This window comes from Rubritepida flocculans DSM 14296, assembly GCF_000425365.1.
GTDB lineage: Bacteria > Pseudomonadota > Alphaproteobacteria > Acetobacterales > Acetobacteraceae > Roseococcus > Roseococcus flocculans.
Genome location: NZ_AUDH01000003.1, coordinates 209014 through 235048 on the forward strand (window position 1 = coordinate 209014; position 26035 = coordinate 235048).

General features: G+C 76.1%; 12 protein-coding genes. 5 read left to right on the forward strand and 7 right to left on the reverse strand.

What is annotated here, in order from left to right; genetic code table 11:
- Position 1: 1 nt before the first annotated feature.
- The 6 genes from H596_RS0105105 to H596_RS20165 form a co-directional block, all read right to left on the reverse strand.
- Complete coding sequence (locus H596_RS0105105; RefSeq protein ID WP_027283983.1) at positions 2-5083, reverse strand: alpha-2-macroglobulin family protein; 5082 nt, start codon at positions 5081-5083, stop codon at positions 2-4.
- Positions 5084-5194: 111 nt separating this feature from the next.
- A complete protein-coding gene (locus H596_RS20160; protein ID WP_051212410.1) occupies positions 5195-6550 on the reverse strand; it encodes a cytochrome P450 in 1356 nt (451 codons plus the stop codon).
- A 98-nt stretch (positions 6551-6648) separates the two neighbouring features.
- Positions 6649-8031: an MFS transporter gene (locus H596_RS0105115; RefSeq protein WP_027283984.1), complete on the reverse strand. Its 1383-nt coding sequence runs from the start codon at positions 8029-8031 to the stop codon at positions 6649-6651.
- 91 nt (positions 8032-8122) lie between these two features.
- Positions 8123-8764 carry an OmpW/AlkL family protein gene (locus tag H596_RS0105120; protein WP_027283985.1) on the reverse strand — a complete coding sequence of 214 codons (642 nt, stop codon included), beginning with the start codon at positions 8762-8764 and terminating at the stop codon, positions 8123-8125.
- Between the two features lie 124 nt (positions 8765-8888).
- Positions 8889-9869 carry a Bug family tripartite tricarboxylate transporter substrate binding protein gene (locus H596_RS0105125; protein ID WP_027283986.1) on the reverse strand — a complete coding sequence of 327 codons (981 nt, stop codon included), beginning with the start codon at positions 9867-9869 and terminating at the stop codon, positions 8889-8891.
- Entirely contained in the window at positions 9866-12571 is a 2706-nt protein-coding gene (locus tag H596_RS20165) for a cation-translocating P-type ATPase (RefSeq protein ID WP_084602581.1), read from the reverse strand. The genes H596_RS0105125 and H596_RS20165 overlap by 4 nt, the downstream gene beginning before the upstream one ends.
- Positions 12572-12659: 88 nt before the next feature.
- Between H596_RS20165 and H596_RS0105135 the strand changes: the two genes are divergently transcribed.
- The 5 genes from H596_RS0105135 to H596_RS20180 all read left to right on the forward strand — a co-directional run bounded on the left by H596_RS0105135 (position 12660) and on the right by H596_RS20180 (position 24335).
- A complete protein-coding gene (locus H596_RS0105135; RefSeq protein WP_027283987.1) occupies positions 12660-14333 on the forward strand; it encodes a formate--tetrahydrofolate ligase in 1674 nt (557 codons plus the stop codon).
- A gap of 108 nt (positions 14334-14441) precedes the next feature.
- Positions 14442-15113: a hypothetical protein gene (locus H596_RS20170; protein ID WP_037300059.1), complete on the forward strand. Its 672-nt coding sequence runs from the start codon at positions 14442-14444 to the stop codon at positions 15111-15113.
- The gene (locus H596_RS20175) at positions 15101-15937 is read left to right on the forward strand and encodes a cellulose synthase operon protein YhjQ/BcsQ (RefSeq protein ID WP_051212412.1); all 837 of its coding nucleotides are present in this window, start codon (positions 15101-15103) and stop codon (positions 15935-15937) included. The genes H596_RS20170 and H596_RS20175 overlap by 13 nt, the downstream gene beginning before the upstream one ends.
- Entirely contained in the window at positions 15934-20418 is a 4485-nt protein-coding gene (bcsA, locus tag H596_RS0105150; protein ID WP_169579846.1) for a UDP-forming cellulose synthase catalytic subunit, read from the forward strand. The genes H596_RS20175 and bcsA overlap by 4 nt, the downstream gene beginning before the upstream one ends.
- 155 nt (positions 20419-20573) lie before the next feature.
- Positions 20574-24335, forward strand: a complete 3762-nt coding sequence (locus H596_RS20180; protein ID WP_037300061.1) for a cellulose synthase subunit BcsC-related outer membrane protein — start codon at positions 20574-20576, stop codon at positions 24333-24335.
- A 25-nt stretch (positions 24336-24360) separates the two neighbouring features.
- Here the strand turns inward: H596_RS20180 and H596_RS0105160 are convergent, their stop codons facing one another.
- On the reverse strand, positions 24361-25995 hold the full coding sequence (locus H596_RS0105160) for a CTP synthase (protein ID WP_027283989.1): 1635 nt from the start codon (positions 25993-25995) through the stop codon (positions 24361-24363).
- Between the last annotated feature and the right edge of the window lie 40 nt (positions 25996-26035).

Genomic DNA, 26035 nt, shown 5'->3' on the forward strand with positions numbered 1-26035 from the left:
ATCAGGGCGCGCCCTGGATGGTGATGCGCCCCGCCGCCTGCCGCGCGAAGAAGGCGGGGCGGTACATGTCCTGCACCTCCGCGCCCGGGAGTTCGAAACGCCCGGCGGTCACCACCCGGATGCGCACGGCGAGGCGGGCTTCGCGCCGCCCCTCAGCGAAGGTGACGGCGGCGGCGAAGCGGTCGTCCAGCGCGGGCTGGGCATCGGCCTCGGAGAGTTCGCCGAGGCCCGGGAAGCCCGGCACGGGCCCGGCCGGGTAGCGCGCCACGATCTCCCAGCCCGCGGGCAGGCCCTGGCTGAGCATGGCCATGTGCTCCTGCCCGCTTTCCGCCCGGGCATCGAGCACCAGCAGGAATTGCTGGCCCACGCGCAGCGTGTCGAGGTTCAGCGCCATGCCGTTCAGGTCCACGAAGCGACGGCGGATGCTCATCTGCTGCCGGGCGGCCGGCGCGGCCTCGCGCGGGATGCCCTGGAGGGCGATCTGCATCGGCAGCGGCGCATCGCCGAGGTTGCGCAGCACGCCGCCGCCCGTCACCTCGACGCTGCGCCCGGCAAGCGGCCGGCCATCCAGCGCGGCGCGCACCGGACGCCCATCGCGCCCCAGCGTGGCGGCGGCGAGCACCGCCCAGGCCTGTTCCTGGGTGGAGGCCAGGGCGGGGGTGAACTCCGGCCCCGGCAGGCGCTCCAGCGCCGTCTGCTGCTGCGCGGCCGGCAGCCCGGCCTCGCGCGCCAGCACCAGCAGGGCCAGCGCGTCGCGCGCCGCGCTGCCGTGATCGGCCAGCCAGTCGCGCCGGGCGGGATCGGCCAGGGCGGCGGCGAAGGCGCGCTCGGCCCGCTCCATGTCCCCGGCGCGGGCGAAGCTGGCCGCGAGCTGGGCGCGGGCGAGGGGGGTGGGCAGCCGCTCGAGCCGCTCCAGCAGCCGGCGCGCCGCGCCCAGCCGGTGCCGCCCGGCCAGCGAGAGGGCATGCAGCCGCGCGGCCTGGGCGGCGAACTCCTCGGGCCGGCTCGGCGAGCCCTCCTCCAGCGCCTCGGCGAGATGGGCGAGCGCGGACTCCAGCGCGGCCTCCGGCACGGCGGCCCCGGCGGCGCGGGCGCGCCAGAGCGCCTCCACGGCATAGGCGGAGGCCCAGGGCTCCGCCTCGCCCTGGGCGGACCAGAGGCCGAAGCCGCCGTCGAAGCGCTGCTTGGCCAGCACCGCCTCCACCGCCCGCTGCAGCCGCGCGCGCTCGGCCACGGGGCTGCCCTCGTTCAGCGCCGCCGCGAGGGCCAGCGCCTGCGAGGCGCTCTGCTCCACGCAGCCGAAGGGGAAGGCGAGCAGCGCCGCCAGCATCCCCTCCGCGTCGTAGCGCACGGGCGGGCCGAGCCGCGCCACCGCCCGCCAGCCGGGCAGGAAGCCCGCCCCGTCGGGTGCGAGCCGCGCCTCGCCCCCGGGCGGGATGTCGATGAGGCTCAGCGCGGTGGCCAGCCCCCGGGCGGGGCGCACGGCGAGGCGCGCCTCGCGGCTGGCGCTGAAGCCCTCGGGGCCGGTGACGGAGAGGCGCAGCACCCCCTCGCCCGGCCCGGTGGCGATGAGGCCGATGCGCGGCTCCGCGCGCTGACCGGTGGCGAGCCGCGCCGCGATCCGCGCCGGGCCGGCGAGGCGGATCGCGCCCTCCGCCGAGAGGCTGACGGCCACCTCGCCCGCGGGGAGTTCGAGATTGTGCAGCAGCAGCCCCGCCTGCGCCTCGTCGCCGGGCGCGAGGAAGCGCGGCAGCAGCGGCTCGGCCAGCACCGGGTCGCGCACGGTCAGCGCGCGCGCGGCGGCCCCCGTCCGCTCGCCGGTCCAGGCCACGGCCATCAGGCGCAGCTCGCCCGCGAAATCGGGCAGATCGAGCGGGACGAGGGCGCGCCCATCCGCATCCGTCTCCACCACGCCCGAGAACAGCGCGACAACGCGCTGGGGCGGGGCCAGCGCCGCCAGCCCGTCCATCTCGTCGCCGCCCTGGCGCAGCACGGCGGCCGCCCCCTCGGGCGGGGCGATCAGCCGGCCGTAATCGTCTCGGATGTCCACCCCGAGACGACGCCGCCCGCTGTAATGCGCGACGGGATCGGGGCTGGCGAAGCGGGTGAGGCGCAGGATGCCCTCGTCCACCGCGGCGAGGGTCAGGCGCACGGGGCCCCCGGCCCCCTGCACCGCGACCGGGATGTCGACGCGCGAGTTGGGCCGGGCGCGTTCCGGCCCGCCCAGGGTGAGGGCGAGGCGGCGCGCCGCCGGGTCCATCTGCACCCAGGCGAGGCCGAGCGCCCGGCCGGGCATGCTGGCCGCCTCGCCGGGCCGGAACACGGTGACCGCCACATAGGCCCCGGCCCCCCAGGCGGGGTCCGCGGGCAGCTCCACCTCGGCCCCGGACTCGGGCAGTTCCAGCTCGCGCAGCGCGATCAGCCGGTCGGTGAGGATGGCGAGCGCGGCCCGGCCGGCGAAGGGGGGCGTGATGCGCAGCCGCACCGTCTCGCCCGGGGCATAGGCGCGGCGGTCGGCGGCCACATCCACCTTGTCGGGGGTCTCGGCGCTCTCGCTCGCCACCCAGCCCGCGCGCAGCCGCACCGAGGCGAGGGCCATGCCGCCCTGCTGCTGCGCCTCGAAGCGGTAGCGGCCGAAGGGCAGGGTGCGGGCGAGGCGGGCGGGGCCGGCGCCCAGGGTCAGGGTGCCGGAATCCACCGGCTCATCGGTCCAGATCGTCTCGTAGCGGGGGGCGCCGCCGCGCACCACCACGCGCCAGTCCGGCCGCTCGCGCAGCAGGCGCCAGGCGATCTCGCCGGGCTGCGGCCGCCCCTCGGCGTCGGTCATCACGATCTCGAAGCCGGCCTCGCCCCCCGCATCCACCGCCTCCGGCGCGCGGATGCCGATGAGGCGCGGCTGCGCCGTCACGGCGATGTCGAGGCTGGCGCGCGAGGCGCGGCCGCCCGGCTCCTCCACCAGCACGGTGAGCTCGCCGCGCAGCGGGCGCGTGGTGTCGGGCGCGCGTGGCAGGGCGAGGGAGAGGGTGCTGCGCCCATCCGCATCGGTCTCGGGCAGATCGAGGGTGATGAGATCGGGCGCGAAGCCCTCCTCCTCCAGCCCGAAGCGGAAGCCGGCCAGCTCGGGGAAGGGGGAGCGGACGGTGACGAGGCGCAGCTCCGCGCTGCCCTGGAGCTGCGCCCCCGGCGCGCCGTAGAGGAAGCGCGCGGTGACGGGGATGGCGAGCGGCCGGCCGGGCGTGAGCGGCCCCGGCGCGGGGCCGGCCTCCACCGCCAGCCGCTCGGGCAGGAAGGCGTCCACCCGGAAGCTGATCTCGCCCACCGGGGGTGCGGCGGGGTCGGCCAGCGCCTCGATGCGCCAGGCCCCGGCGGGGGCGGAGGGCGGCAGCGCGATGGGCCAGTGGCCGCCGTCGCGCAGCACATGCTCGGCCGCCACCTGGCCGTTGGGCCGGCGCAGCCGCAGCCGCAGCGGCAGGGGGGAGGGCGCGCCGCCGCCATCGCGCAGCAGCGCCATGGCCTGCACCGTCTCGCCCGGGCGATAGATGCCGCGGTCGAGCCAGAGGAAGGCGTCGAGCGGGCCAGGGTGCGGCCTGCCCTCCGCGCCGCGGTCGGAGAGGTCGAAGGCCGCGGCCTCCAGATCAAGGGCGACGAGGTCGCTCTCCGTCATCGCGTGCAGGGCGACGGGCTGCATCGGCCCCTCGCCGCGCAGAAGGGGCGCGGGGAAGCGCACAAGCCCATCGGGGCCGGAGGCGGCTTCGGCCAGGATGTCGTTGTTGCGCGCCATCAGCGCCACCCGCACCCCTTCGGCCGGGCGCGCGTCGGAGAGGCGGCGCGCCTGCACCGCGAGCCCGCCCTCCCCGCGCCAGGCGGTGAGCCCGAGATCGGTGAGGATGAGCGGCTGCGCGGTGACGGTGCGGTGCTGGCCCGGCGCGCCGTCGGCGGCGCGCGCGACCATGACGTAGAGCCCCGGCCCCGCGGCGCGCACCGCCTCGGGCACGGGGACGGAGAGGCGCTGGAAGCGGTTTGCCTCGCCCGGCGGCACCTCCAGGCTGCCCTGCCAGACCACGCGGCCCCAGGTTTCGTGGAACTCGTCGGCCATCCAGAAATCGAGCGCCTCGCCCAGCCGCCAGTCGCGCGAGAGCGGCACGAGGTTGCGCTCGGTGATGCGCACGATGCGCAGGGCCACCGCGCTCACGTTCATCAGCGCGAGCGGCACGCGCGCCTCGGCGCGGGTGGCGGGCATGAGGAAGGCGCGCGAGTCGAAGACCAGCCGCGGCGCGCGGTCCGGCATGGCGATGGTCAGCGCCGTGTCGCGATGCAGGCGCAGCCCCTCCTCGCCGGGCAGCCCGGCGCGCAGCAGGATGCGGGTGCTGCGCCCGTGCGGCAGCCCGGCGATGCACAGGAAGTCCCGCTCGCGCGTCACGGCGAGGCCGGGGAGGGGCGGGTCGGCGCGGACCCAGTCCGCGGGGTTCCAGTCCTGCCGCCGGGCGGGGGGCACGGTGAAGCCGAGGCAGGCGCGGGCCGGCTCGGCCTCCGGCTCGGTGGTGAGGCGCGCCACCAGCAGCCCCGCGGCGCGGCGCGCCTCGGCGAGCTGCCGCTGGAAGCGCGGCTCGGCAGGGTTGCGCTGCACCACCGCCTCCAGCGCGGCGATCTGCTGCTGGGGGCGATCCAGCCGGCCCAGCGCCTCGGCGATGACGAGCAGAGAGGGGATTTCGGGCGGGCCGGCGGGCACCATCATGAAGGCCTGCCAGGCGGCGGAGAGGGCGCGCTGCGCCTCGGGCGGGCTGCGGCGGAGCTGGGCGCGGGCCAGGGCGAGCCATTGCGCGGCGCTCGCCTCGCCCATGCCGGCGCGCTCCTCCCAGGCCTGGGCGGCGGCGGGCCAGTTGTTCGCCCGCTCGGCCTGCTGCGCGCGGGCCTCGGCCTGCTGGCGCTGCTGCGCCGTCCCGCCCGCGGGGAAGCGCCGCTCGAGCGCGGCGCGGTAGTTCTGGGAATCGGCGGCGAGGCCGGGGAGGTCGAAGGCCCCCGCGGGAGGGGCCGCGATCAGGGCCGCAAGCAGCAGCAGCGGAGCGAGCCAGCGCCGGAACATGCCGTGTGTCCTTCCTCGATGCCGGGCTTGATGCCGGGAAGGATGGCACGGGCGGGGCGGGGCGCGCAGCCTCGCGCCGCGCCACCTTGCCGGAGTTTCATGTGCCCTGTTTCACCCGCCGCGCGGCGTCGCCTCCAGCACCATGCCGCCGCGCGGGCGGGTGGTCAGGCGCGCGCGCGGCATGGGCTCGGCCCCGGCCGGCGCGGCGAAGTCGAGCCGCTGCAGCAGCACGGCGAGGAAGACCGTCATCTCCGCCTGGGCGAAGGCCGCCCCGGCGCAGACGCGCGGGCCGATGGAGAAGGGGATGTAGCCCATGCGCGGCGGCTTGCGCGGCGCATCGGGCAGGAAGCGCTCGGGGCGGAAGGCGTGCGGCGCCTCCCAGAGCTGCTCGTGGCGGTGCAGCAGCCAGGGCAGGGCCATCACCGTATCGCCCGGATGCAGCGTGACCTGGCCCACGCGCAGGCTCGCCGCGGCCTCGCGCGAGAGGTAGGGCACGGGCGGGTAGAGTCGCATCGCCTCCTGCGTCACCGCCTTGGTGAATGGCAGGTCGGCGAGATCGCCGAAGCCGGGCGCACGGCCGCCCAGCACCCGCGCGTGCTCGGCGCGCAGCGCGGCCAGCGTGGGCGGATGGCGCGCGACGAGATAGAGCGCCCAGGTCAGCGCATTGGCCGAGGTCTCGCTGCCCGCGAGCAGCAGCATCGCCACCTCGTTGAGAAGCTGCTCCGCGTCGAGCAGAGGCCTGCCGGCCGAGTCGAAGGCGGCCTTGAGCTCGGCGAAGAGCCCGCCCTCATCGGGCTCGGCGCGGGCGATGGCCGCGGCGCACAGCGCGCGGATTTCGCGCGCGTGGCGGCGCGCGGCGCGCATCTGCCAGCCCGAGAGCCGCTCGGGCAGGCCGAGCAGATGCGCGAAATCCACCGCCAGCACCCGGCTCTCATAGGCGGTGAAGGCGGCGGCGAGCGCCGCCGCATCGGCCTCGCGGGCGGTGCGGGGGAACAGCGCGCGCATCACCGCGAGCGCGGTGGCGGCCGCGAGTTCGCGCGCCACATCCACCCGGCCGCGCCAGCGCGCCGCCAGCGCCTCCGCCCCCTCGACGAAGAGCGGGTGGAACATCGCGGTGCGCGAGGGGTGGATCAGCCGCGCGATCACCGCCCGCCGCTCGGCCCAGACGCGGCCCGAGTTGAGGAACATGGAATCGCCGATCACGGGCGCCAGCGCCTGGCGGAAATGCGGGCTCTTCGCCTCGTGCTCGGCGGCGTGCAGCACGAAGACCTGGCGCACCAGCTCCGGATCGTTCACCACGACGAGGCGCCGGCGCAGGGTGCGCATCGGGATCAGCCGGTGGCGGAATCCCGTCTCGGGGAAGAAGCGCAGCATGTCTTCGGCCGAGGTGCGCAGCAGCGCGAGCGTGCCGCCGAAGCGCGCGGGCAGGGCGGGGCGCGGCGGGATCAGGTCGGCGTGCTCCAGCATGGCGGTCGCGGTTACGCCCTCGGGCCGGGCGCGTCCAGCGGCCGGCGGCGCGCGGCAGGGCTGCGGCGCCGGGAGCGGCGGCCATGCGGCCGGCCGCATCAGCCCCGGCCGCTGATCTCCGCCCCCGCATCGCGCGGCAGGCGCAGCGCCAGCGGCGCGGCGATCAGCGCGACCAGCGCGGCGGCGAGGAAGGCGCACTGGACATCGCCGATCGCCAGCGCCTCGCGCCCCGCCAGGTGGCGGGCGGCCTCCATCACGCCGGTGGCCATCACCACCCCGATGGCGGGGGGAAGCTGCTGCGCGGTGCCGTAGAAGGAGGTGGCGGCCGAGAGCCGCTCGCGCGGGATGTCGGCGAAGGCCAGCGTGTTCATCGCGGTGAACTGCAGCGAACGGAACAGCCCGCCCAGCGCGAGGGCGGCGAACATCGCCGCCGCCGGCCAATGCGGCCCGAACAGCGCGGCCAGCCCGATGCCCGCCGCGGCCAGCACCCCGTTCGCCGCCAGCACGCTGCGGAAGCCCCAGCGCCGCAGGATGGGGCGCGCCAGCGGCTTCATGGCGAAGGCGCCGAGCGCGGTGGCGAAGGCGAGGAAGCCCGCCTCGGTCGCGCTCCAGCCGAAGCCCGCCTGGAGCATGAGCGGCACCAGGAAGGGCACCGCCCCCGCCCCCGCGCGGAACAGGCTGCCCGCCACCGTCGCCGCGTGGAAGGAGGGGAAGCGCAGCAGCGCGAGGTCGAGCGCGGGGTTCGCCGCGCGCCGGCAATGCCGCCAGGCGAGCGCGCCGAGCCCGAGCCCGCCGGCCAGCAGCGCCTCCGGCCAGGGGTGCGGCAGCACGCCGCGCCCGATGGTCTCGAGCCCCGCCATGGAGAGCGCGAGCGCACCCCCCACGAGGCCAAGGCCCCGCAGATCGGGCGGGCCGGGTGCGGCGGGGGGCAGGGGCGCGATCTTCCACGCCACCGCCACCAGCCCCGCCGCGGCCACGGGCAGGTTGATCCAGAACACGCTGCGCCAGCCGAAGCTGTCCGTCAGCAGCCCGCCGAGCGGCGGGCCGGTGATGGGCCCGAGCATGGCGGGCATGGTGAGCCAGGCCATGGCCGTCAGCATCTCCTGCCTGGGCGTGGCCGAGAGCAGCAGGAGCCGCCCCACCGGCACCATCATCGCCCCGGCCATGCCCTGCGCCACGCGCGCCGCCACCAGCCCGCCGATTCCCTGCGCCAGCCCGCAGGCGGCCGAGGCGGTGCCGAACAGCGCGATGGCGAGCAGGAAGACGCGCCGCGCGCCGAAACGGTCGGCGATCCAGCCGCTGAGAGGGATGAAGACGGTCAGCGCCACCAGATAGGAGGTGACGGCGACCCCCAGCCGCTCGGGCGATTCGCCGAAATCGCGCGCCATGGCGGGCAGGGCGGTGGCCACCGCCGCGCTGTCCAGATTCTGCATGAACAGCGCGGAGGCGACGATGACGGCGGTGGTGCGCGTGCCGGCCATGCGCCCAGCCTAGTGGGCGCATCGCCGCTGTCGATGCCCGCGGCCGGGGCGGGCTGGCGCGGGGGCGAGGCCCGCCCCCGCGCGGCGTCGTTCAGAAGCGGTAGCGCAGCGTCGCGCCCAGCACGAAGGGGTTGATGTCCGCCCGCGCGCGGATCGCGCCGCTGTTCACGCTCACGTCCGGCTGCATCAGGATCCACTTCAGGTCGAGGTTCGCGACCCAGTTGGGCGCGATCTCGTAGTTGAAGCCGACGGAGGGCGCGACGCCCACGGTGGGGTCGAGCCGCACGCGGTTCACCACCCCCGGCGCGCCCCCGCCATTGCCGTAGAACCAGGTGACGTTGAGGCCGAGGCCCACATAGGGGCTGAAGCGGGCCGTGGGCATCGGGTGATACTGCAGCGTCAGCGTGGGAGGCAGCGCCCAGACATGGCCGAGGCTCACATTGCCGAGCGCGGAGTTGCGCACGCGCACATTGTGGTGCGTGGTGGCCGCGATCAGGTTGGCTGAGAAGTTCGGCGTGAAGAAATAGGTGAAGTCGAGCAGCGGGCTCGCGCTGTTGCTCGCCTCCGGCGTGCCGCCGATCACGCCCACGCGGCCGCCGTTGGTCGGCAGCACGCCCACCGCGCCGAAGCCCACCATCAGGTCGCCCGCCCGCAGCCCGCGCACCTCCTGCGCGGAGGCGAGGCCGGTGCTGGCCAGCAGCGCGGCCCCGGCCAGGATCCCCAGTGTACGCATCTCGAAACTCCCTCACGCGGCGTCGCGCCGCTCCTCGTCCCCTACGCGCGGAGGAGGGCGCCCGACTTTGACATGAATCAAGGGTTTGGACGCTTCGCGCGGCCCTGTGGCGCGCGCGCCGCGCCTATTCCGCCCGGATGTTCGCCGCGCGCACCACCTCGCGCCAGCGCGCCACCTCCGCCTCCTGGAAGCGCCGGTATTCCGCCGCGCTGGAGGCCACCACGTCGAAGCCGATGGCCGAGAGGCGCTGCACGCTCTCGGGGTGGCGCAGCGCCTCGCGGCAGACGCTCTCCAGCCGCGCGAGGATGGGCGCGGGCACGGCCGCGGGCGCCATCACCGCCTGCCAGGAGGTGACGACGAAATCCGCGAGCCCCGCCTGGATGGCGGTGGGCACCTCGGGGATCAGCGGGTGGCGCTCGGCGCTCGTCACCATGATGGCGCGCAGCCGGCCCGCGGCGATGTGCGGGGCGACCGTGCCGAGATTCTGGAAGCTGAGCTGCACATCGCCCGCGATCAGCGCCGTCGCGGCCGCGGCGCCCCCCTGGTAGGGCACATGCGTCGCCTCCGTGCCGGTGCGCAGCTTGAACAGCTCCATCGTCAGGTGATCGGAGGAGCCGACGCCGGAGGTCGAATAGCTTGCCCGCGCGCCGTTCTCGCGCAGCCAGGCCAGCGTGCCCGGCGCGTCGGTGGCGGGCATGCGCTGGGGGTTCGCCACCAGCACATTGGGCGTCGTCACGGCGAGGGTGACGGGCGCGAAGTCGCGCAGCGCGTCGTAGCCGAGGTTGGGCCGCAGCGCCTGGTTGATGGCGAAGACGCCGATGGAGCCCGTCATCAGCGTGTGCCCGTCGGGGGCGGCGCGGGCCAGCGCCTGGGCGGCCACCGCGCCATTCGCCCCGGGCCGGTTCTCGGCCACCATGGGCTGGCCGAGCGCGGCCCCGGCGCGCGCCGCGATCAGCCGCCCCGTGATGTCCGAGGGGCCGCCCGCGACGAAGGGGATCAGCATGGTCACGGGCCGCGTCGGCCAGTCCTGGGACTGGGCGCGGGCGAGGCGCGGGGCGAGCAGCAGGGCAGGGGCGGCCAGCAGGGCGCGGCGCGGTGCGGTCATGGACGTTCTCCTCCGTTCTCCCCGCCCATGCTGGACCGGCCGGGCCGCGGCGCGAAGCGCCATCTTCCGCCCAGCGCCTTCACCGCCTCCATCGCCGCCCAGAACCCGCCCATGGCGCCGAGCGCCATCGCCCAGTCCAGCAGGCCCATGGGCGCGGTGCGGAACAGCGCCTGGAAGGGGGGCGCGTAGGTGAAGGCGAGCTGCAGCAGCACCACGAGCCCCACCCCCGCCCAGACCGCGGGCGTGCCGGCGAGGGGGGCGGGGCTGAAGGCGGGCTCCTCGGCCCCGCGCACGGTGAAGAGGTAGGCGATCTCCAGCCCCACGATCAGGTTCACGGCCATGGTGCGCGCCTGCTCCACCGGCTCGCCGGCCGCAAGCGCCGCCTCGAAGCCCGCGAAGGCGATGGCGGCGATCAGCACGCCCACCAGCAGCATCCGCCGCACCGTGGCGGCGGGCAGGATGGGCGCGTCGGGCCGCTGCGGCGGGCGGGCCATCACCCCGCGCCCCGCCGGCTCGAAGGCGAGGGTGAGGCCGAGCGCCACGGCCGTGACGGTGTTGATCCACAGAAGCTGCGCCGCGCTGACCGGCAGCGAGAGGCCGAGCAGCACCGCCCCCACCACGCAGAGCGCCTCGCCGATGTTGGTGGGCAGCGTCCAGGCGATGACCTTGGCGATGTTGTCGCCCACCGTCCGCCCCTCGCGCACGGCGGCGACGATGGAGGCGAAGTTGTCGTCGGTCAGCACCATGGCGGCGGCCTGGCGCGCGGCCTCGGTGCCGCCGCGGCCCATGGCCACCCCCACATCGGCGCGCTTGAGGGCGGGCGCGTCGTTCACGCCATCGCCCGTCATGGCGACGATCTCGCCCCGCGCCTGCAGCGCGGCGACGAGGCGGATCTTGTCCTCCGGCGCGGCGCGGGCGAAGACCGCGACCTCGGGTGCCGCCGCGGCCAGCCCCGCCTCGTCCAGCGCCGCCACCTCGGCCCCCGTCATCACCCGCTCCGCCCCGGGGATGCCGAGGCGCCGGGCGATGGCCGCGGCGGTGGCCGGGTGGTCGCCGGTGATCATCTTCACGCGGATGCCCGCCGCACGGCATTCCGCCACCGCCGCCTCCGCCTCGGCGCGCGGCGGATCGAGCAGCGCGACGAGGCCGAGGAAGCGCAGCCCCGCCGCGAGCGCGGCGGGCAGGGCGGCGGGCTCGGCCGGGGCCTCAGCCTCGGCGAAGGCGAGCACGCGCAGGCCCTCGCCGGAGAGCCGGGCCACCTCCGCCTCCCAGCGCGCCCGGTCGGCCCCGGGGCAGAGGGGCAGCACCGCCTCGGGCGCGCCCTTGACGCAGAGCAGCCCGCCCCCGCCGGGTGCGGCGTGCAGCGTCGCCATGCGGCGGGTGGCGGCGTCGAAGGGCTCGGCGGCGAGGCGCGGGTGCCGCGCGGCCTCCGCCTCGCCGAGCCCCGCGCGCGCGGCGAAGGCGAGCAGCGCGGCCTCCATCGGGTCGCCCTCCGCGCGCCAGCCATCGGGGCCGGGGCGCAGCGCCGCGTCGTTGCAGAGCAGCGCGGCGCGGGCGAGGGCGGCGAGCGCGGCCGGATCGGCGCCGGGCGCGCGCGGCGCGACGCGGCCCTCGGGCGCATAGCCCTCGCCCTCGGCGGCCCAGGCGCCGGCGGGCGTGACGGCCTCCAGCGCGCTCATCTCGCCGCGCGTCAGCGTGCCCGTCTTGTCCGAGCAGATGACGGTGACGGCGCCCAGCGCCTCCACCGCCGGCAGGCGGCGCGTCAGCGCGCGCCGCTCGGCCATGCGCCGCACGCCGAGCGCGAGGGTGATGGTGATGACGGCCGGCAGCCCCTCGGGGATGGCCGCGACCGAAAGGCCGATGACGGCGAGGAAGGCCTCGCCCGCCGCCCAGCCGCGCAGCGCCCAGGCGAGGAGGAACACCACCGCCGCGGCGCCGAGGATGGCGAGGGTCAGCCGCGTGCCGAAGGCGTCGAGCCGGCGCAGCAGCGGCGTCTTCGTCTCCGCCACCCCGGCCACCAGCGCGCCGATGCGCCCGAGCTCCGTCCCCGCGCCGGTGGCCACCACCACGCCCCGCCCCGCCCCCGCGGCGGCCAGGGTGCCGGCATAGGCCAGGCCCGGGCGGGCGGCCAGCGGCGCGTCGGGCGGCGCGGCCTCGGCGGTCTTGGAGACGGGCACGCTCTCGCCCGTCAGCGCCGCCTCGTCCACCCGCAGCCCCGGCGCGTCGAGCAGGCGCAGATCGGCCGGCACACGGTCTCCCGCCTCGAGGAGCACGATGTCGCCGGGCACGAGTTCGGCCGCGTCCAGGCTGATCCGCCTCCCCTCGCGCAGCACGGCGGCGCGCGGCGCGAGCAGCCCCTGGATGGCGGCCAGCGCGCGCTCGGCCCGCCCTTCCTGCACGAAGCCGATCCCCGCATTGGCGAGCACGACGAGCAGGATCACCACGGCATCCAGCGGGTGCCCGAGCAGCAGCGCCACCGCCGCCGCGGCCAGCAGCACCTGCACGAGCAGGCTGCCGAACTGCGCGGCGAAGCGGCGCAGGGGCCCCGGGCGCGGCGGCTCGGGCAGGCGGTTCGGGCCGTGGCGCGCCAGACGCTCGGCGGCCTCGGCCGCGCTCAGCCCCTCGGGGCGCGCGGCGAGGCGGGCCAGCGCCTCCGCGCCGCTCAGGGCGTGCCAGGCGGGGGGTGATGCGTGCTCGCTCATGTTGCGGGGCAGGACAACAGAGCCCCCCGCCCTTGTCCATCGCCGCGCGGGGTGCCATGCCGCGCGCGGAACGGGAGCCGGAGGGGACATGTCCATCGACCTCGAGATCGCGCGCGCCGCCACGCTGCGGCCCATCCGGGAGATCGCCCAGCGCGCGGGCATCCCCGAGGAGGCGCTGGAGCCCTACGGCAAGTTCAAGGCGAAGGTCGGCCTCGACTTCGCGGCGCGGGTGGCGCGCGAGCGCCCGCGCGGCAGGCTCGTGCTGGTGACGGGCATCAACCCCACCCCGGCGGGCGAGGGCAAGAGCACCACCACGGTGGGCCTCGGCGACGCGCTGAACCGCATCGGCGTGCGCGCCATGATCGCGCTGCGCGAGCCGTCGCTCGGCCCCTGCTTCGGCGTGAAGGGCGGGGCGACGGGCGGCGGGCATGCCCAGGTGGTGCCGATGGAGGACATCAACCTCCACTTCACCGGGGATTTCCACGCCATCACCGCGGCCAACAATCTGCTGGCCGCGATGCTCGACAACCACATCCACTGGGGCAACGCGCTTGGCATCGACGCGCGGCGCATCTCCTGGCGGCGCGCCATCGACATGAACGACCGCGCGCTGCGCCATGTGGTGCAGTCGCTGGGCGGGACGGGCAACGGCTTCCCGCGCGAGGACGGTTTCGACATCGTGGTGGCGAGCGAGGTGATGGCCGCCTTCTGCCTCGCCGAGGACCTCGCGGACCTGCAGGCGCGGCTGGGGCGCATCATCGTGGCCGAAACGCGCGAGCGCAGACCCGTCACGGCGGCCGATCTCAAGGCCGATGGCGCGATGGCGGTGCTGCTGCGCGACGCGCTGGCGCCCAACCTGGTGCAGACCCTGGCGGGGACGCCCGCGCTGGTGCATGGCGGGCCCTTCGCCAACATCGCGCATGGCTGCAACAGCGTGATGGCGACGAAGCTCGCCCTGCACCTCTCGGACGTGGTGGTGACGGAGGCGGGCTTCGGCGCGGATCTGGGGGCGGAGAAGTTCCTCGACATCAAGTGCCGCCTCGCCGGCCTCGCGCCCGACGCCTGCGTGATCGTCGCGACCATCCGAGCTCTGAAGATGCACGGCGGCGTGGCGAAGGCCGATCTGGGGCGCGAGGATGTGCCGGCGCTGCGGCGCGGCGTGGCGAACCTCGCGCGCCATGTGGAGAACATGCGCAAGTTCGGCCTGCCCCCGGTGGTCGCGCTCAACCGCTTCACCTCCGACACGGAGGCCGAGATCGCCGCCCTGCGCGAGGCAATGGCGGAACTGGGCACGGAGGCCATCCTCTGCACCCATTGGGCGGATGGCGCAGAGGGCGCGGTGGGGCTCGCCGAGGCGGTGATGCGCCGCATCGCGGCGGGCGAGGCGCGCTTCGCCCCCCTCTATCCGGACGCGATGCCGCTCGCGGAGAAGATCGCGACCATCGCGCGCGAGATCTACCGCGCGGAGGGTGTCGCGATCCCCGAGGCGGTGGCGGCGAAGCTCGCGCGCTTCGAGGCGATGGGCTTCGGCCATGCGCCCGTCTGCATCGCCAAGACGCAGTATTCCTTCAGCGCCGACCCCGCGAAGCTCGGCGCGCCGACGGGCCACACCCTGCCCGTGCGCGAGGTGCGGCTCTCGGCCGGGGCGGGCTTCGTGGTGGCGATCTGCGGCGAGGTGATGACCATGCCCGGCCTGCCGCGCGTGCCGGCGGCGGAGAACATCCGCCTCGACGCCGAGGGGCGCATCGAGGGGCTGTTCTGACCCGCGCCCGCCGATTGGCGCGACTCCGCGCCGCGTGCTGCAAGGAATGCTATGCGATAAGCTGAAGGGCGACGTCGGGCCGGCGCAGCGCGGGGGATCGAAGCGAGGGTGGAGCGGGAGATCGGCAATGTGGCGGCGGATATCGGCCTGCGGGCCTTCCGCTACCTGAGCTTCCCGCCGCTCTCCTACGAGGGGCGCGCGGCCCCGGTGGCGCCGGAGCCGCCCGCGGCCGATCCCGCCGACCCGCCCCCCACCCAGGAGGCCGCCGCGCCCGGCCCGGCCGCCGGGCCCGCCTCGGTCGCCGCGCCCGCCCCGGTCGCCGCGCCGGCTTCGCCTGCCCCGGCCGCTCCGGCCCCCGCGGCGGCGCTGCCCGCGACGCCGGCCTTCACCCTGCCCGCACCCGCGGCCCCCGCCGCCCCGGCCCCCTTCGCGCCGGATCCGGAGGCGCCGGCCTTCATCATCCTCGCCCCGCCAGGGCCGCCGCCGCCCCTGGCCGGCCCGGCCGCCGCGCCGCCGGAACCCGCCTTCCGCATCGCCCCGCCGCCCCCGCCCGCGGCCTGGGCGCCCGAGCCCGCGCCCGCCGCGCCGCCTGCGCCCGCCGCGCCGCGCCGCCTGCGCCGGCTTGCCGAGCTGCAGGGCAAGACGCTCGCGCCCCCGCCGCGGCCCGCGCGCCCGCTCGACCCCTTCCGGCGCTATGCGCGGCTCGAGGAGCTGGCGGCCGAGCTCGCCCCGCGCGGCGCGCGCCCGCGCGGGGCGCGGCGGCGCGAATGGCCGGGCTGAGCGCCGTGCCGCTCATCGCCTTCGCCTCTCCCAAGGGCGGGGTGGGCAAGACCACCCTGGCGGCGCATGCCGCCGCGCTGCTCGCGCGCGCGGGCCACCGGGTGGTGGCGCTCGATCTCGATCCGCAGAACGCGCTGCGCCTGCACCTCGGCCTCGACCTCGACGCGCCGGGCGCCTTCGGCGCGCGCCTGCCCGAGCGCCCCGCCTGGCGCGAGGCGCTGGTCGAGACGCCCTGCGGCGCGCGGCTGCTGCCCTTCGGCGCGGTGGACCCGGCCAGGGCCATGGAACTCGCCCAGGCGCTGTGGCGCGAGCCCGCCCTGCTCGCCGAGCCGCTGCGCGAGATGCTGGCCGTGCCGGGCCTCGTGCTGGTGGCCGATACGCCGCCCGGCCCCGGCCCGGCGCTGGCCGCGCTGCAGCCGCTGGCCGACCTCCAGGTGCTGGTGCTGCTGGCCGATGCGGGAAGTGCCGCCATGCTGCCGCAGATCGCGCAGAATCGCCAGCTCGGCCGTGGCACACTGGCCGCCCGCGCGGCGGAGCGCGCGGCGGTGGTGCTCAACCAGGTGGAGAACGGGGTGACGCTGAGCGAGGCGGTGCTGGAGATGGCGGAACAGGCGCTGGGCCCGCGGCTGCTCGGCGTGGTCTGCCGCGACGAGGCGCTGGCCGAGGCGCTGGCCGACCGGCGCATGCTGATCGAGGGCGAGCCGGGCGCGGGCGAGGATCTGCAGCTTCTGGCCGAGGCCCTGGCGAAGCGGCTGCGCCTTCCCGGCGCGGGCGGGCGCGCGCGCGTCGAGCCGCCCGGCCTGTTCGACTGGGGGCGGATGTGAGCGGCCCCCCGGCGGAGGATTCGCGCCTCGTCCGGCCCGCCAGCGTGCAGGCGCGCTGGCTGCGCGGCGCCTCGGTCGCGCTCGGCCTGCTCGCGGCGCTGGTCTTCGTCACCCTGCCCATGGAGGCGGAGGGGCAGGTCTGGCTCACCCTCGCGGGCATCGCGGTCTTCCTGCTGGCGAACCGCAGCCGCTCGCCGAAGGCGGGGCTGTTCCTCGCCGTGCTCTCGGTCGCCATCACCACGCGCTACCTGTTCTGGCGCGCCACCGAGACGCTGGGCTTCGAGACCACGCTGCAGGCGCTGCTCGGCAGCCTGCTCTTCTCCGCCGAGCTCTTCGCCGGCGTGCTGATGGCGCTCTCCTACATCCAGACGAGCTACCCGCTGCACCGCAAGCCCGTGCCGCTGCCGAAGGATCCCGCCCTGTGGCCGACGGTGGACGTGTACATTCCGACCTACAACGAGAGCCTGGAGGTGGTGCGGCCCACGGTGCTGGCCGCGATGGACATGGACTACCCGCGCGAGAAGCTGAACGTCTGGATCCTGGACGACGGCCGCCGCCCGGAGTTCCGCGCCTTCGCCGAGCAGGTGGGCTGCGGCTACATCATCCGCCCCGACAACAAGGGCGCGAAGGCGGGCAACCTCAACCACGCGATGAAGCACACCACGGGCGAGTACATCGCGATCTTCGACTGCGACCACGCGCCCACGCGCGCCTTCCTCCAGCTCACGCTGGGCTGGCTGGTGCGCGACAAGAAGCTCGCCATGGTGCAGACGCCGCACCATTTCTATTCGCCCGATCCCTTCGAGCGGAACCTCGCGCGCAAGCGGCCCGTGCCCAACGAGGGGCTGCTGTTCTACGGGCTGATCCAGCCCGGCAACGACCTCTGGAACGCGGCCTTCTTCTGCGGCTCCTGCGCGGTGATCCGGCGCACCGCGCTCGAGGAGGTGGGCGGCGTGGCGCACGAGACGGTGACGGAGGACGCGCACACCGCCTTCCGCATGCAGCAGAAGGGCTGGCACACGGCCTATATCCGCATCCCGCTCGCGGCGGGGCTGGCCACCGAGCGCCTCGCGCTGCACATCGGCCAGCGCGCGCGCTGGGCGCGCGGCATGATCCAGATCATGCGGCAGGAGAACACGCTCTTCGCGCCTGGCCTCACGATGATGCAGCGCATCTGCTATTTCATCGCGCAGTTCGGCTTCCTCTTCGCCATCCCGCGCATCGTCTTCCTCTCCTCGCCGCTCGCCTTCCTGCTGCTGGGCGAGAGCGTGATCGCGGCCTCGCCGCTCGCCATCATCGCCTATGCGGGCGGGCACCTGTTCCACGCGGTGGCCACCACGGCGCGGCTCAACGGGAAATACCGGCACAGCTTCTGGTCGGAGATCTACGAGGCCTCGCTCGCCGCCGCGCTGCTGCCGGTGACCATCCTCACGCTCTGGGATCCCAGGAAGGGCAAGTTCAACGTGACCGAGAAGGGCGGAATCCTGGAGGAGGGCTACCTCGACTTCCAGGCGGTGCGGCTGAACCTGATCCTGCTCGTGCTGGTCGGGCTCGGCTTCCTCATCGGCATCTGGGGCGTGGCCACCAGCGAGTGGGGCAGCCTGCAGTCCAACGCCTATCTGCTGAACATGATCTGGGCGGGGCTCTGCCTCGTGCCGCTCTCGGCCAGCGTGGCGGTGGGGCGCGAGCAGCCGCAGGCCCGGGTGCGCGCGCGCGTGGCCGCGAAAGTGCCGGGCCGCATCATCCTGCCCGACGGCACGGCGGTGCCCGGCGAGACGGCCGATCTCTCGCTCTCCGGCGCGCGGGTGGTGCTCGAACGCCCGCTCGGCGTCGCGGACGGGGACCGGGTGACACTCGTCCTCTCCTCCGCCGGCGAGGAGATTCCGCTGCCCTGCGAGGTGGTGCGCTGGGAGGGCAACGACGCCTATCTGCAGTTCGCGGTGGAGAGTCTGCAGGACGAGGCGAATGTGGTGCGCGCCTTCTTCGGCCGCCCCGACGCCTGGCTCTACTGGGACAAATGGCCGGAGGACCGCCCCTTGCGCTCGCTCGCCAATGTGGTGGCCGCGACCGCCGACGTGGTCTTCAAGAAATACCGTTTCGGCAAGGTGCGCGCGGCGCAGAAGCCGGCCGCGGCCGCGCCAGAGGCGGCGCGCGTCTCCAATGTGCTGCCGCCGCGCCGGCCCGCGGCCCCGGCGGCGGCAGCACCCCGCCAGGTGGCGGCCGGCCTCGCGCTCGCGCTGCTGCTGGGGGCGGGGCCCGCCCTCGCCCAGCCCTTCGCGGCGGGCGCGGCCGCCCCCTCCGCGCCGCCGGCCGCCGAGCCGCTGCCGCCCGGCGCACGCCTCGAGACGCGCACGCTGCGCGAACTCGGCCTCTCCGGTCCCATGCAGCTTCGCGGGATCAACGATCTGCAGGGCGTGCTCTTCGGCCTGCGCGCCGACGAGGTGGTGACCGAGGCGCGGCTCACCGTCACCGGCGCGGCCTCGCCCGCGCTCATCCCCTCGCTCAGCCAGATCGCGGTGACGCTGAACGAGCAGCCGGTGGGCGTGATCGGGCTCGACCCCGCGCGCGGCAGTTTCGGCCCGCTGGAGTTCCCGCTCGACCCGCTCTTCTTCGCCGAGGTGAACCGGCTGAACTTCCGCTTCGCCGGCCGCTACACCACCGAGTGCAACGACCCGCTCTCCGGCCTGCTCTGGGCCACGGTCTCCGACCTCTCGACGCTGCGGCTGCGCATCGAGCGCATTCCGCCGGTGCGCGACCTCGCCCGGCTGCCCGAGCCGCTTTTCGACCGCCGCCGGCTGCGCGAGGCGCTGAGCCTGCCCGTGGTGATCCCCGAAGGCGCGGGGCCCGCGGCGCTGCGCGCGGCGGCCATCGCCGCCTCCTGGTTCGCGGTGCAGGCGGATTACCGGGGGGCGCATTTCCCCGTCTCGCGCGGCCTGCCCGAGCGCGGCGACGCGCTGGTGCTCGCCGCCGGGCCCGATGCGGTGCCGGGGCTCGCCCTGCCGCGCATGGACGGGCCGACGCTGGCGCTGATCGCCCATCCCGAGGATCCCTTCGGCACGGTGCTCGTGCTCGGCGGGCGGACGGAGGCGGAGCTCGCCTCCGCCGCCCTCGCCCTGGCGGCGGGGCGCGGCACCCTGGCCGGCGAGCTGGCGCGGGTGGCGGCGCCCGTCATCCCGCCGCGCCAGCCCTATGACGCGCCGCGCTGGATCCGCACCGACGGGCCCGTGGCGCTCGGCAGCCTCGTGGACCGCGAGGCGCTGCAATCCTCCGGCTATGCGCCGGGCCCGGTGCGCGTGCCGCTGCGCACCTCGCCCGACATCGTGACCTTCCGGGGCTGGGGCTTTCCGCTGGATCTGCGCTTCCGCGCGCCGGAGGGGCCGATCGTGGACGTCTCGGCCTCGCGCCTCGATGTCGCGGTCTCGGGGGCCTATCTGCGCTCCTTCCGCCTCGCCGACCCCGAGGGCTGGATCCCCACGCGCTGGCTGACCGACCGGATCTGGGCCTTCTTCGGCGCCGACCCCGCGGTGCGGCACGGCCGGGCGGTGATCCCGCCCTGGACGCTGCTGGGCGAGAACGAGCTGCAGTTGCGCTTCGACATGCGCCCGCTCAACCGCGGCGACTGCGTGGACGTGCCGGCCGACCCGCGCGCCTCGATAGACCCGGACAGCACGGTGGATCTCTCCCGCCTCGTCCGCTACGCGCGCATGCCGAGCCTCGGCTTCTTCGCCAGCGCCGGCTTTCCCTTCACCCGCATGGCCGATCTCTCGGGCACGGCCGCCGTGATGGCGGAACGCGCGAGCCCGCTGGAGCAGGGCGCGCTGCTCGACCTGGTGGGCCAGCTCGCCGCCGTCACCGGCGTCGCGGCGACGGGGCTGCAGGTGGTGGCGCCCACGCAGCTCCAGAGCGTGGCGGGGCGCGACCTGCTGGTGGTGGGGGCGCTGGGGCGCAACCCCGCGCTGGGCGCGCTGCTGCGCGAGGCGGCGGTGCGCGTGGAGGGCGAGCGCCTCACCCTCGCCCTGCCCGACGCCTTCCAGGAGGCGCGGGCGGTGCTGCTGGATGCGCCCTCGCGGGCCGAGCGCACGCGCGCCAGCGCGGCGCTGGGCACGCTGGGCGAGGGGTTCGGCGCGCTGCTGGGCGCGCCCAGCCCGCTGCAATCGGGCCGCTCCGTCGTCGCGCTGACCGGGGCGACGCCGGCCGCGCTGGCGCAGATGGCGGCCGCGCTGCGCGACCCCGCGCTGCAGCCGCTCATCCAGGGCGATACGGCCCTGCTCGCGCAGGGGCGGGTGCAGTCCTTCCGCACCCAGGCGCCCTATGGGGTGGGGGACCCGCCCTGGTGGCTCTGGCCCCAGCTCTGGGCCGGGCAGCACTGGGAGCGCGCGCTGCTGTTCCTGCTGGCCGCGGGCGCGCTGCTCGCGCTGCCGATCTACTGGATCCTGCGCCGGCGCGCGGTTTCGAGGTTGCGAAGCAGGACTCACTCGTGAGATTCTGTTCACGGTGACGGGCCGCCGCCCCGGTTTCGGGGCGGCGGGTCGGCGCCGAGTGCAGTCACGCCGCCTCGCGCGGCGAAGCCGGCGGTGCGACGCCAGCACGGGGCTCGGGGGGGCCTCGGTGTCGCGGCGCCGGTCGGGGGAAGACGATGCGAAAGGTGCCCGCGGCCCTGCTGCCGCCCCTGCTGCTCGGCGGGGGTCTGGCGGCGGCGCCCTCGACCCTTCACGCGCAGGCGCCGGCGGCCGAGGCCCCGGCCGCCGCGCCCATGGCCGCCTCCGCCTCGGGGCGCGCCGTGGAGGTGCTGATCCGCCAGGCCGAGCGCTGGCTCGCGCAGGACAGGCCCGACCTCGCGGCCTCCTCCATCGAGCGCGCCCTGCAGGCCGAGCCGCGCAACGCCGAGGCGCTGGCGCTCGCCGCGCGCATCGAGGCGCAGCGCGGCAACCGCACCGCCGCCGCCGCCGCCCTGCAGCGCCTGCGCGAGGCCGGCGCCACCGAGGCCCAGCGCGCCGCGGCCGAACAGGCCATCCGCGCCGCGACCATCGACCGCGCGGCGGTGGAGGAGGCGCGCCGCCTCTCGCGCGAGGGCCGCGCCGAGGAGGCCGCCGCCCGCTGGCGCGCCATCTTCGGCGCGCAGGGGCCCACGCCCGAATACGCCACCGAGTATTTCCAGGCGCTGGCCGCCGCCCGCGCCACCGCCGAGGAGGGCCGCCGCGGCCTCGAGCGCCTGGCCGATCGTCCCGACGCCACGCCGCGCGCGCGGCTGGCCGCCGCGCAGACGCTCACCTTCCAGCCCGCCACCCGCGCCGAGGGCATCCGTCGCCTGCAGGCGCTGGCCAATGACCCGGAGGTGGGGGCGGAGGCGCGGGCCGCCTGGCGGCAGGCGCTGCTCTGGTCGGCCGGGGATCCGGCCTTCGCCGCCTCCACCCGCGCCTTTCTCCAGCGCTTCCCGGGCGATGCGGAACTCTCCCGCGCGTTGGAGGCGCTGCCCCGCCCCGACCCCGCGGCCGAGGCCCGCCAGCAGGCCTTCGAGCGGCTGGAGCGCAACGGCGTGGCCGGCGCGCGCGAGGCGGCGCAGCGCTTCGAGGAGATCCTGCGCGCCAACCCGCGCGACGCCGATGCGCTGGGGGGGCTGGGGATCGTGCGGCTGCGCGAGGGGCGCGCGGCCGAGGCGCGCCGCCTGCTCGAACAGGCCCAGGCGGCCGACCCCGCCCGCGCCGCCCAGTGGCAGGCCGCGCTGGACGGCGCGGCCTATGGGCTCGAACTCGCCGAGGCGCGCGCCGCGCTGCGCGCGGGGCGTCTCGACCAGGCCGACGAGATCGCGCGCAGCGCCGCCCGCCGCCAGGTGCAGGACGCGACGGATGTGGAGGTGCTGCTGGGCGAGATCGCACTCCGCCGGGGCGATGCGGCCGCGGCCGAGCAGCGTTTCCGCACCGCGCTCGCGCGCCGGCCGGGCTTCGGCCCGGCGGTCGCGGGGCTCAACCAGGCGCTGCGCGCGCAGGGCCGGGTGGCGGAGCCCGCCCCACGCCTGCCGCGCGGCGCGCGCGAGGGCGAGTTCGCCGAGTCCGCCCCCCAGGGCACGCCGGGCGAGGCGGGGCGGCTGCGCGCCGAGGCCGCGCGCAGCGCCGATCCGGCCATCGCCGCCGCGCTGCTGCGCGCCGCCATGGCCCAGGCGCCGAACGACCCCTGGCTGCGCCTCGACCTCGCCCGCGCCCTGGCGCGCAGCGGCGCGGGGCGCGAGGGCAGGGCGCTGGTCGAGGAACTCGCCCTGCGCGAGGGCGGCGCGGATGCGCTCTTCGCCGCCGCCCTCTTCGCCGAGGAGCAGGGCCGCTTCGCCGACGCCGAGGCCTTCCTCGGCCGCATCCCGCCGCAGCGCCGCAGCGCGGACATGTCGCGCCTCGCCGGCCGGATCCGCGCCCGCGCCGATGTGCAGCGCGCCGCCCAGCTTCTGGCGCGCAGCCCCAACGAGGGGCGGGTGCAGCTCCTCACCCTCGCCGCCCGGCCCGATCCGAGCGGGGCGACGGCGGCCGCGGTGATCCGCGCCTTCGCCGACGCCAATGACCGTTTCGGCGCGGCCGAGGCGGCGCGGGTGGCCGAGGCGGCGAACCGCGCCGGCGGCGCGCAGCCGCGCATCGCCATCGCCGGCGCGCTGCTGGGGGCCGGGCTGGACGCCGAGGCCCTGGCGCTGGCCGACCAGATCGAGATCGGCCCCCTCACCGCCGAGCAGCGGCGCGACCTCGCCTCGCTGCGCGCGGGCGCGGCCATCCGCGCCTCCGACCGGCTGAACACGGAAGGGGACCAGGCCCGCGCCTTCGAGGCGCTGCGCCCCGTGCTGCAGCGCGACCCGGCCAACCCCGAGGGGCAGCTCGCCCTCGCCCGGCTCTACCAGGGCGCGCGCGAGCCGGCCGAGGCGCTGCGCATCGCCGAGGCGGTGCTCAGCCGCAGCCCGCGCAACCTCGACGCCCGCGCGGGCGCGCTGGATGCGGCCATCGCGCTGCGGGACTTCGCGCGCGCCGAGGCGCTGATCACCGAGGGGCTGCGCTTCCACCCGCGCGAGGCGCGGATGTTCCTGCTGGAGGCCCGCTTCGCCCGCGCCTTCAACGACGACGCGCGGGCGCGCCGCGCCCTCGAGCTCGCCGCCCAGGCGCGCCGGGCGGAGCTGGGCGAGACGGGCTTCGCCGCCGCCGCGCCGGCGGGGCTGCCGCCTGCGGCGCTGCCCAACCCCTTCGCCCGCGGCCCCGCCGGGCCCATCGCCGTGGCCGAGGCCGCCGCGCCGGGCGATCGCCTCGCGCGCGAGATCGCCGAGGAGCTGGCGGCGCTGGAGCGCGCCAACGCGCCCAGCATTCGCGTGGCCGGCGGCGTGGCGCAGCGTTCGGGCACCCAGGGTCTGGATCGGATGCTCACCGTCACCGCGCCGGTGGAGGCCGAGGTCACGCCGCCGGGCATCGGCGGGCGGCTCACCGCGCGGGCGGTGGGCGTCTCGCTCGAATCGGGCAGCCTCGCGGCCGACGCCAACACCCAGGCGCGTTTCGGCGCGGGGGCGCTGGCGCCGGGCTTCCGGCAATCCTCGCGCAGCAGCGCCGCGGGTGTGACGCTCGGGGCGGAATACAGGCTGGGGGACTGGCTGCGCCTCGATGTGGCCTCCTCGCCCATCGGCTTCCCGCGCACCACGGTGCTGGGCGGGCTCGAGCTCGCGCCGCAGATCGGCGGCGTGCGGCTGCGCCTGCTGGGCGAGCGCCGTTCGGTCACCGACAGCCTGCTCTCCTACGCCGGCCAGCGCGACCGGGTGACGGGCCAGTCCTGGGGCATGGTGGTGCGCACGGGCGGGCGCGGGCAGGTGGAGGTGCCGGTGGGCCGCGGCTTCGTCTATGCCGGCGGCGGCTACTCGGTCTTCGAGGGCGAGGGTGTGGCCGACAACGCGCGCATCGAGGCGGGGGCGGGCATCTCCTACCCCGTGGCGCGCATGGCGGGCGGCGAGCTGACGGTGGGGGCGGACCTCGTCTATTTCGGCTATGACCGCAACCTGCGCTTCTTCACGCTGGGCCATGGCGGCTACTACAGCCCGCAGAGCTTCCTTGCGGGCAACATCCCGGTGGATTTCCGCGCGCGCCAGGGCAACCTCAGCTACCGGCTCGGCGGCACGCTGGGCTACGCGGTCTGGCGCGAGGACAGCAGCCCCGTCTTCCCGCATAACCGCGCCCTGCAGGCGCAGCTCGAGGCGCGCGCGGCCACGGATGCGACGGTGGTGACGCGCTATGCGGGGCAGAACCGGCAGAACTTCATCGGCCAGCTCCGCGCCGATCTCGACTATGCGCTCACGCCGCGGGTGAATCTCGGCGCGGGCTTCACCTACGACCAGTCGGCCAACTGGAACGAGATGCGCGGGGTTCTGCGGCTGCAGGGGCGGTTCTGATGCGGGCGGCCAGCCCGCCGAAACATCACACCAGCCGCGCCTGGCGCACCGCCGCCCCCACGAAGCCCGCGAAGAGCGGGTGCGGCGCGAAGGGCTTGGACTTGAGCTCGGGGTGGAACTGCACGCCGATGAACCAGGGGTGGTCCGGGTATTCCACGATCTCGGGCAGCACCCCGTCGGGCGACATGCCGGAGAAGCGCAGCCCGACCCCCTCCAGCCGCTCGCGATAGGCGACGTTCACCTCGTAGCGGTGGCGGTGGCGCTCCTCGATCCGCTCGGCGCCATAGACGCTGGCCACCAGCGAATCGCGCGCCAGCAGCGCGGGATAGGCGCCGAGCCGCATGGTGCCGCCGAGATCGCCCCCCGCCTGGCGCGTCTCGCGCTCATTGCCCTTCACCCATTCGGTGAGCAGCCCCACCACGGGCTCGGCGCAGGGGCCGAACTCGGTGGAGGAGGCGCCAGCGATGCCGAGCAGGTTCCGCGCCGCCTCGATCACCGCCATCTGCATCCCGAAGCAGATGCCGAGGAAGGGGATCCGCCGCTCGCGCGCGAAGCGCACCGCCTCGATCTTGCCCGCCGTGCCGCGCTCGCCGAAGCCGCCGGGCACGAGGATGCCGTGCGCACCCTGCAGGCGGTCCACCGCCGCGGCCTCGCCGCGCTCGAAGATTTCGCTGTCCACCCAGTCGAGCTTCACGCGCGTGTTGTGCGCGATGCCGCCGTGGGTGAGCGCCTCGGCGAGCGACTTGTAGGCGTCGAGCAGCCCCGTGTACTTGCCCACCACCGCGATGGTGACCTCGCCCTCCGGGGCGGTGATGCGCTCGACGATGCGCCGCCAGCCGGAGAGATCGGGCTCGCCGTAGATGCTGAGGTTGAAGTGGCGCAGCACCTCGCGGTCCAGCCCCTCCTGGTGGTAGCTGAGCGGCACGGCGTAGATGCTCTTCGCGTCATAGGCCGGGATCACGCTCTCGGGCCGGACGTTGCAGAACAGCGCGATCTTGCGCCGCTCGTTCTCCGGGATGGGCCGGTCGCAGCGGCAGAGCAGGATTTGCGGCTGGATGCCCACGCCCAGCAGCTCCTTCACGCTGTGCTGGGTGGGCTTCGTCTTCAGCTCGCCCGCGCTCGGGATGTAGGGGACGAGGGTGAGGTGGATGAAGAGGCTGCGCGTGGGCCCGAGCTCGTTGGCGAGCTGGCGGATGGCCTCGAGGAAGGGCAGGCTCTCGATGTCGCCCACCGTGCCGCCGATCTCGACCAGCACGAAGTCGTAGGGATCCGTGCCCTCGGTGACGGCGGCCTTGATCGCGTCGGTGATGTGCGGGATCACCTGCACCGTGGCGCCGAGATAGTCGCCCCGGCGTTCCTTGGCGATGACCTCGGAGTAGAGGCGCCCCGTGGTCCAGTTGTCCGCCTTGCAGGCGTGCACCCCGGTGAAACGCTCGTAGTGGCCGAGGTCGAGGTCGGTCTCCGCCCCGTCGTCGGTCACGAACACCTCGCCGTGCTGGTAGGGCGACATGGTGCCCGGGTCCACGTTGAGGTAGGGGTCGAGCTTGCGCAGCCGCACGCGGTAGCCGCGCGCCTGCAGAAGGGCCCCGAGGGAAGCCGCCGCGATGCCTTTTCCGAGGGAAGAGACCACGCCGCCGGTGATGAATACGAACCGCGCCATGGGAGGCCGTGTTAGCGCGGGACGGGCCGGCGGCACAGCC

Excerpts from the sequence above, each read along its gene's own strand:
- H596_RS0105105 (WP_027283983.1), bottom strand. The coding sequence starts at position 5,083 with ATGTTCCGGCGCTGGCTCGCTCCGCTGCTGCTGCTTGCGGCCCTGATC.
- H596_RS20160 (WP_051212410.1), bottom strand. The coding sequence starts at position 6,550 with ATGCTGGAGCACGCCGACCTGATCCCGCCGCGCCCCGCCCTGCCCGCG.
- H596_RS0105115 (WP_027283984.1), bottom strand. The coding sequence starts at position 8,031 with ATGGCCGGCACGCGCACCACCGCCGTCATCGTCGCCTCCGCGCTGTTC.
- H596_RS0105120 (WP_027283985.1), bottom strand. The coding sequence starts at position 8,764 with ATGCGTACACTGGGGATCCTGGCCGGGGCCGCGCTGCTGGCCAGCACC.
- H596_RS0105125 (WP_027283986.1), bottom strand. The coding sequence starts at position 9,869 with ATGACCGCACCGCGCCGCGCCCTGCTGGCCGCCCCTGCCCTGCTGCTC.
- H596_RS20165 (WP_084602581.1), bottom strand. The coding sequence starts at position 12,571 with ATGAGCGAGCACGCATCACCCCCCGCCTGGCACGCCCTGAGCGGCGCG.
- H596_RS0105135 (WP_027283987.1), top strand. The coding sequence starts at position 12,660 with ATGTCCATCGACCTCGAGATCGCGCGCGCCGCCACGCTGCGGCCCATC.
- H596_RS20175 (WP_051212412.1), top strand. The coding sequence starts at position 15,101 with ATGGCCGGGCTGAGCGCCGTGCCGCTCATCGCCTTCGCCTCTCCCAAG.
- H596_RS20180 (WP_037300061.1), top strand. The coding sequence starts at position 20,574 with ATGCGAAAGGTGCCCGCGGCCCTGCTGCCGCCCCTGCTGCTCGGCGGG.
- H596_RS0105160 (WP_027283989.1), bottom strand. The coding sequence starts at position 25,995 with ATGGCGCGGTTCGTATTCATCACCGGCGGCGTGGTCTCTTCCCTCGGA.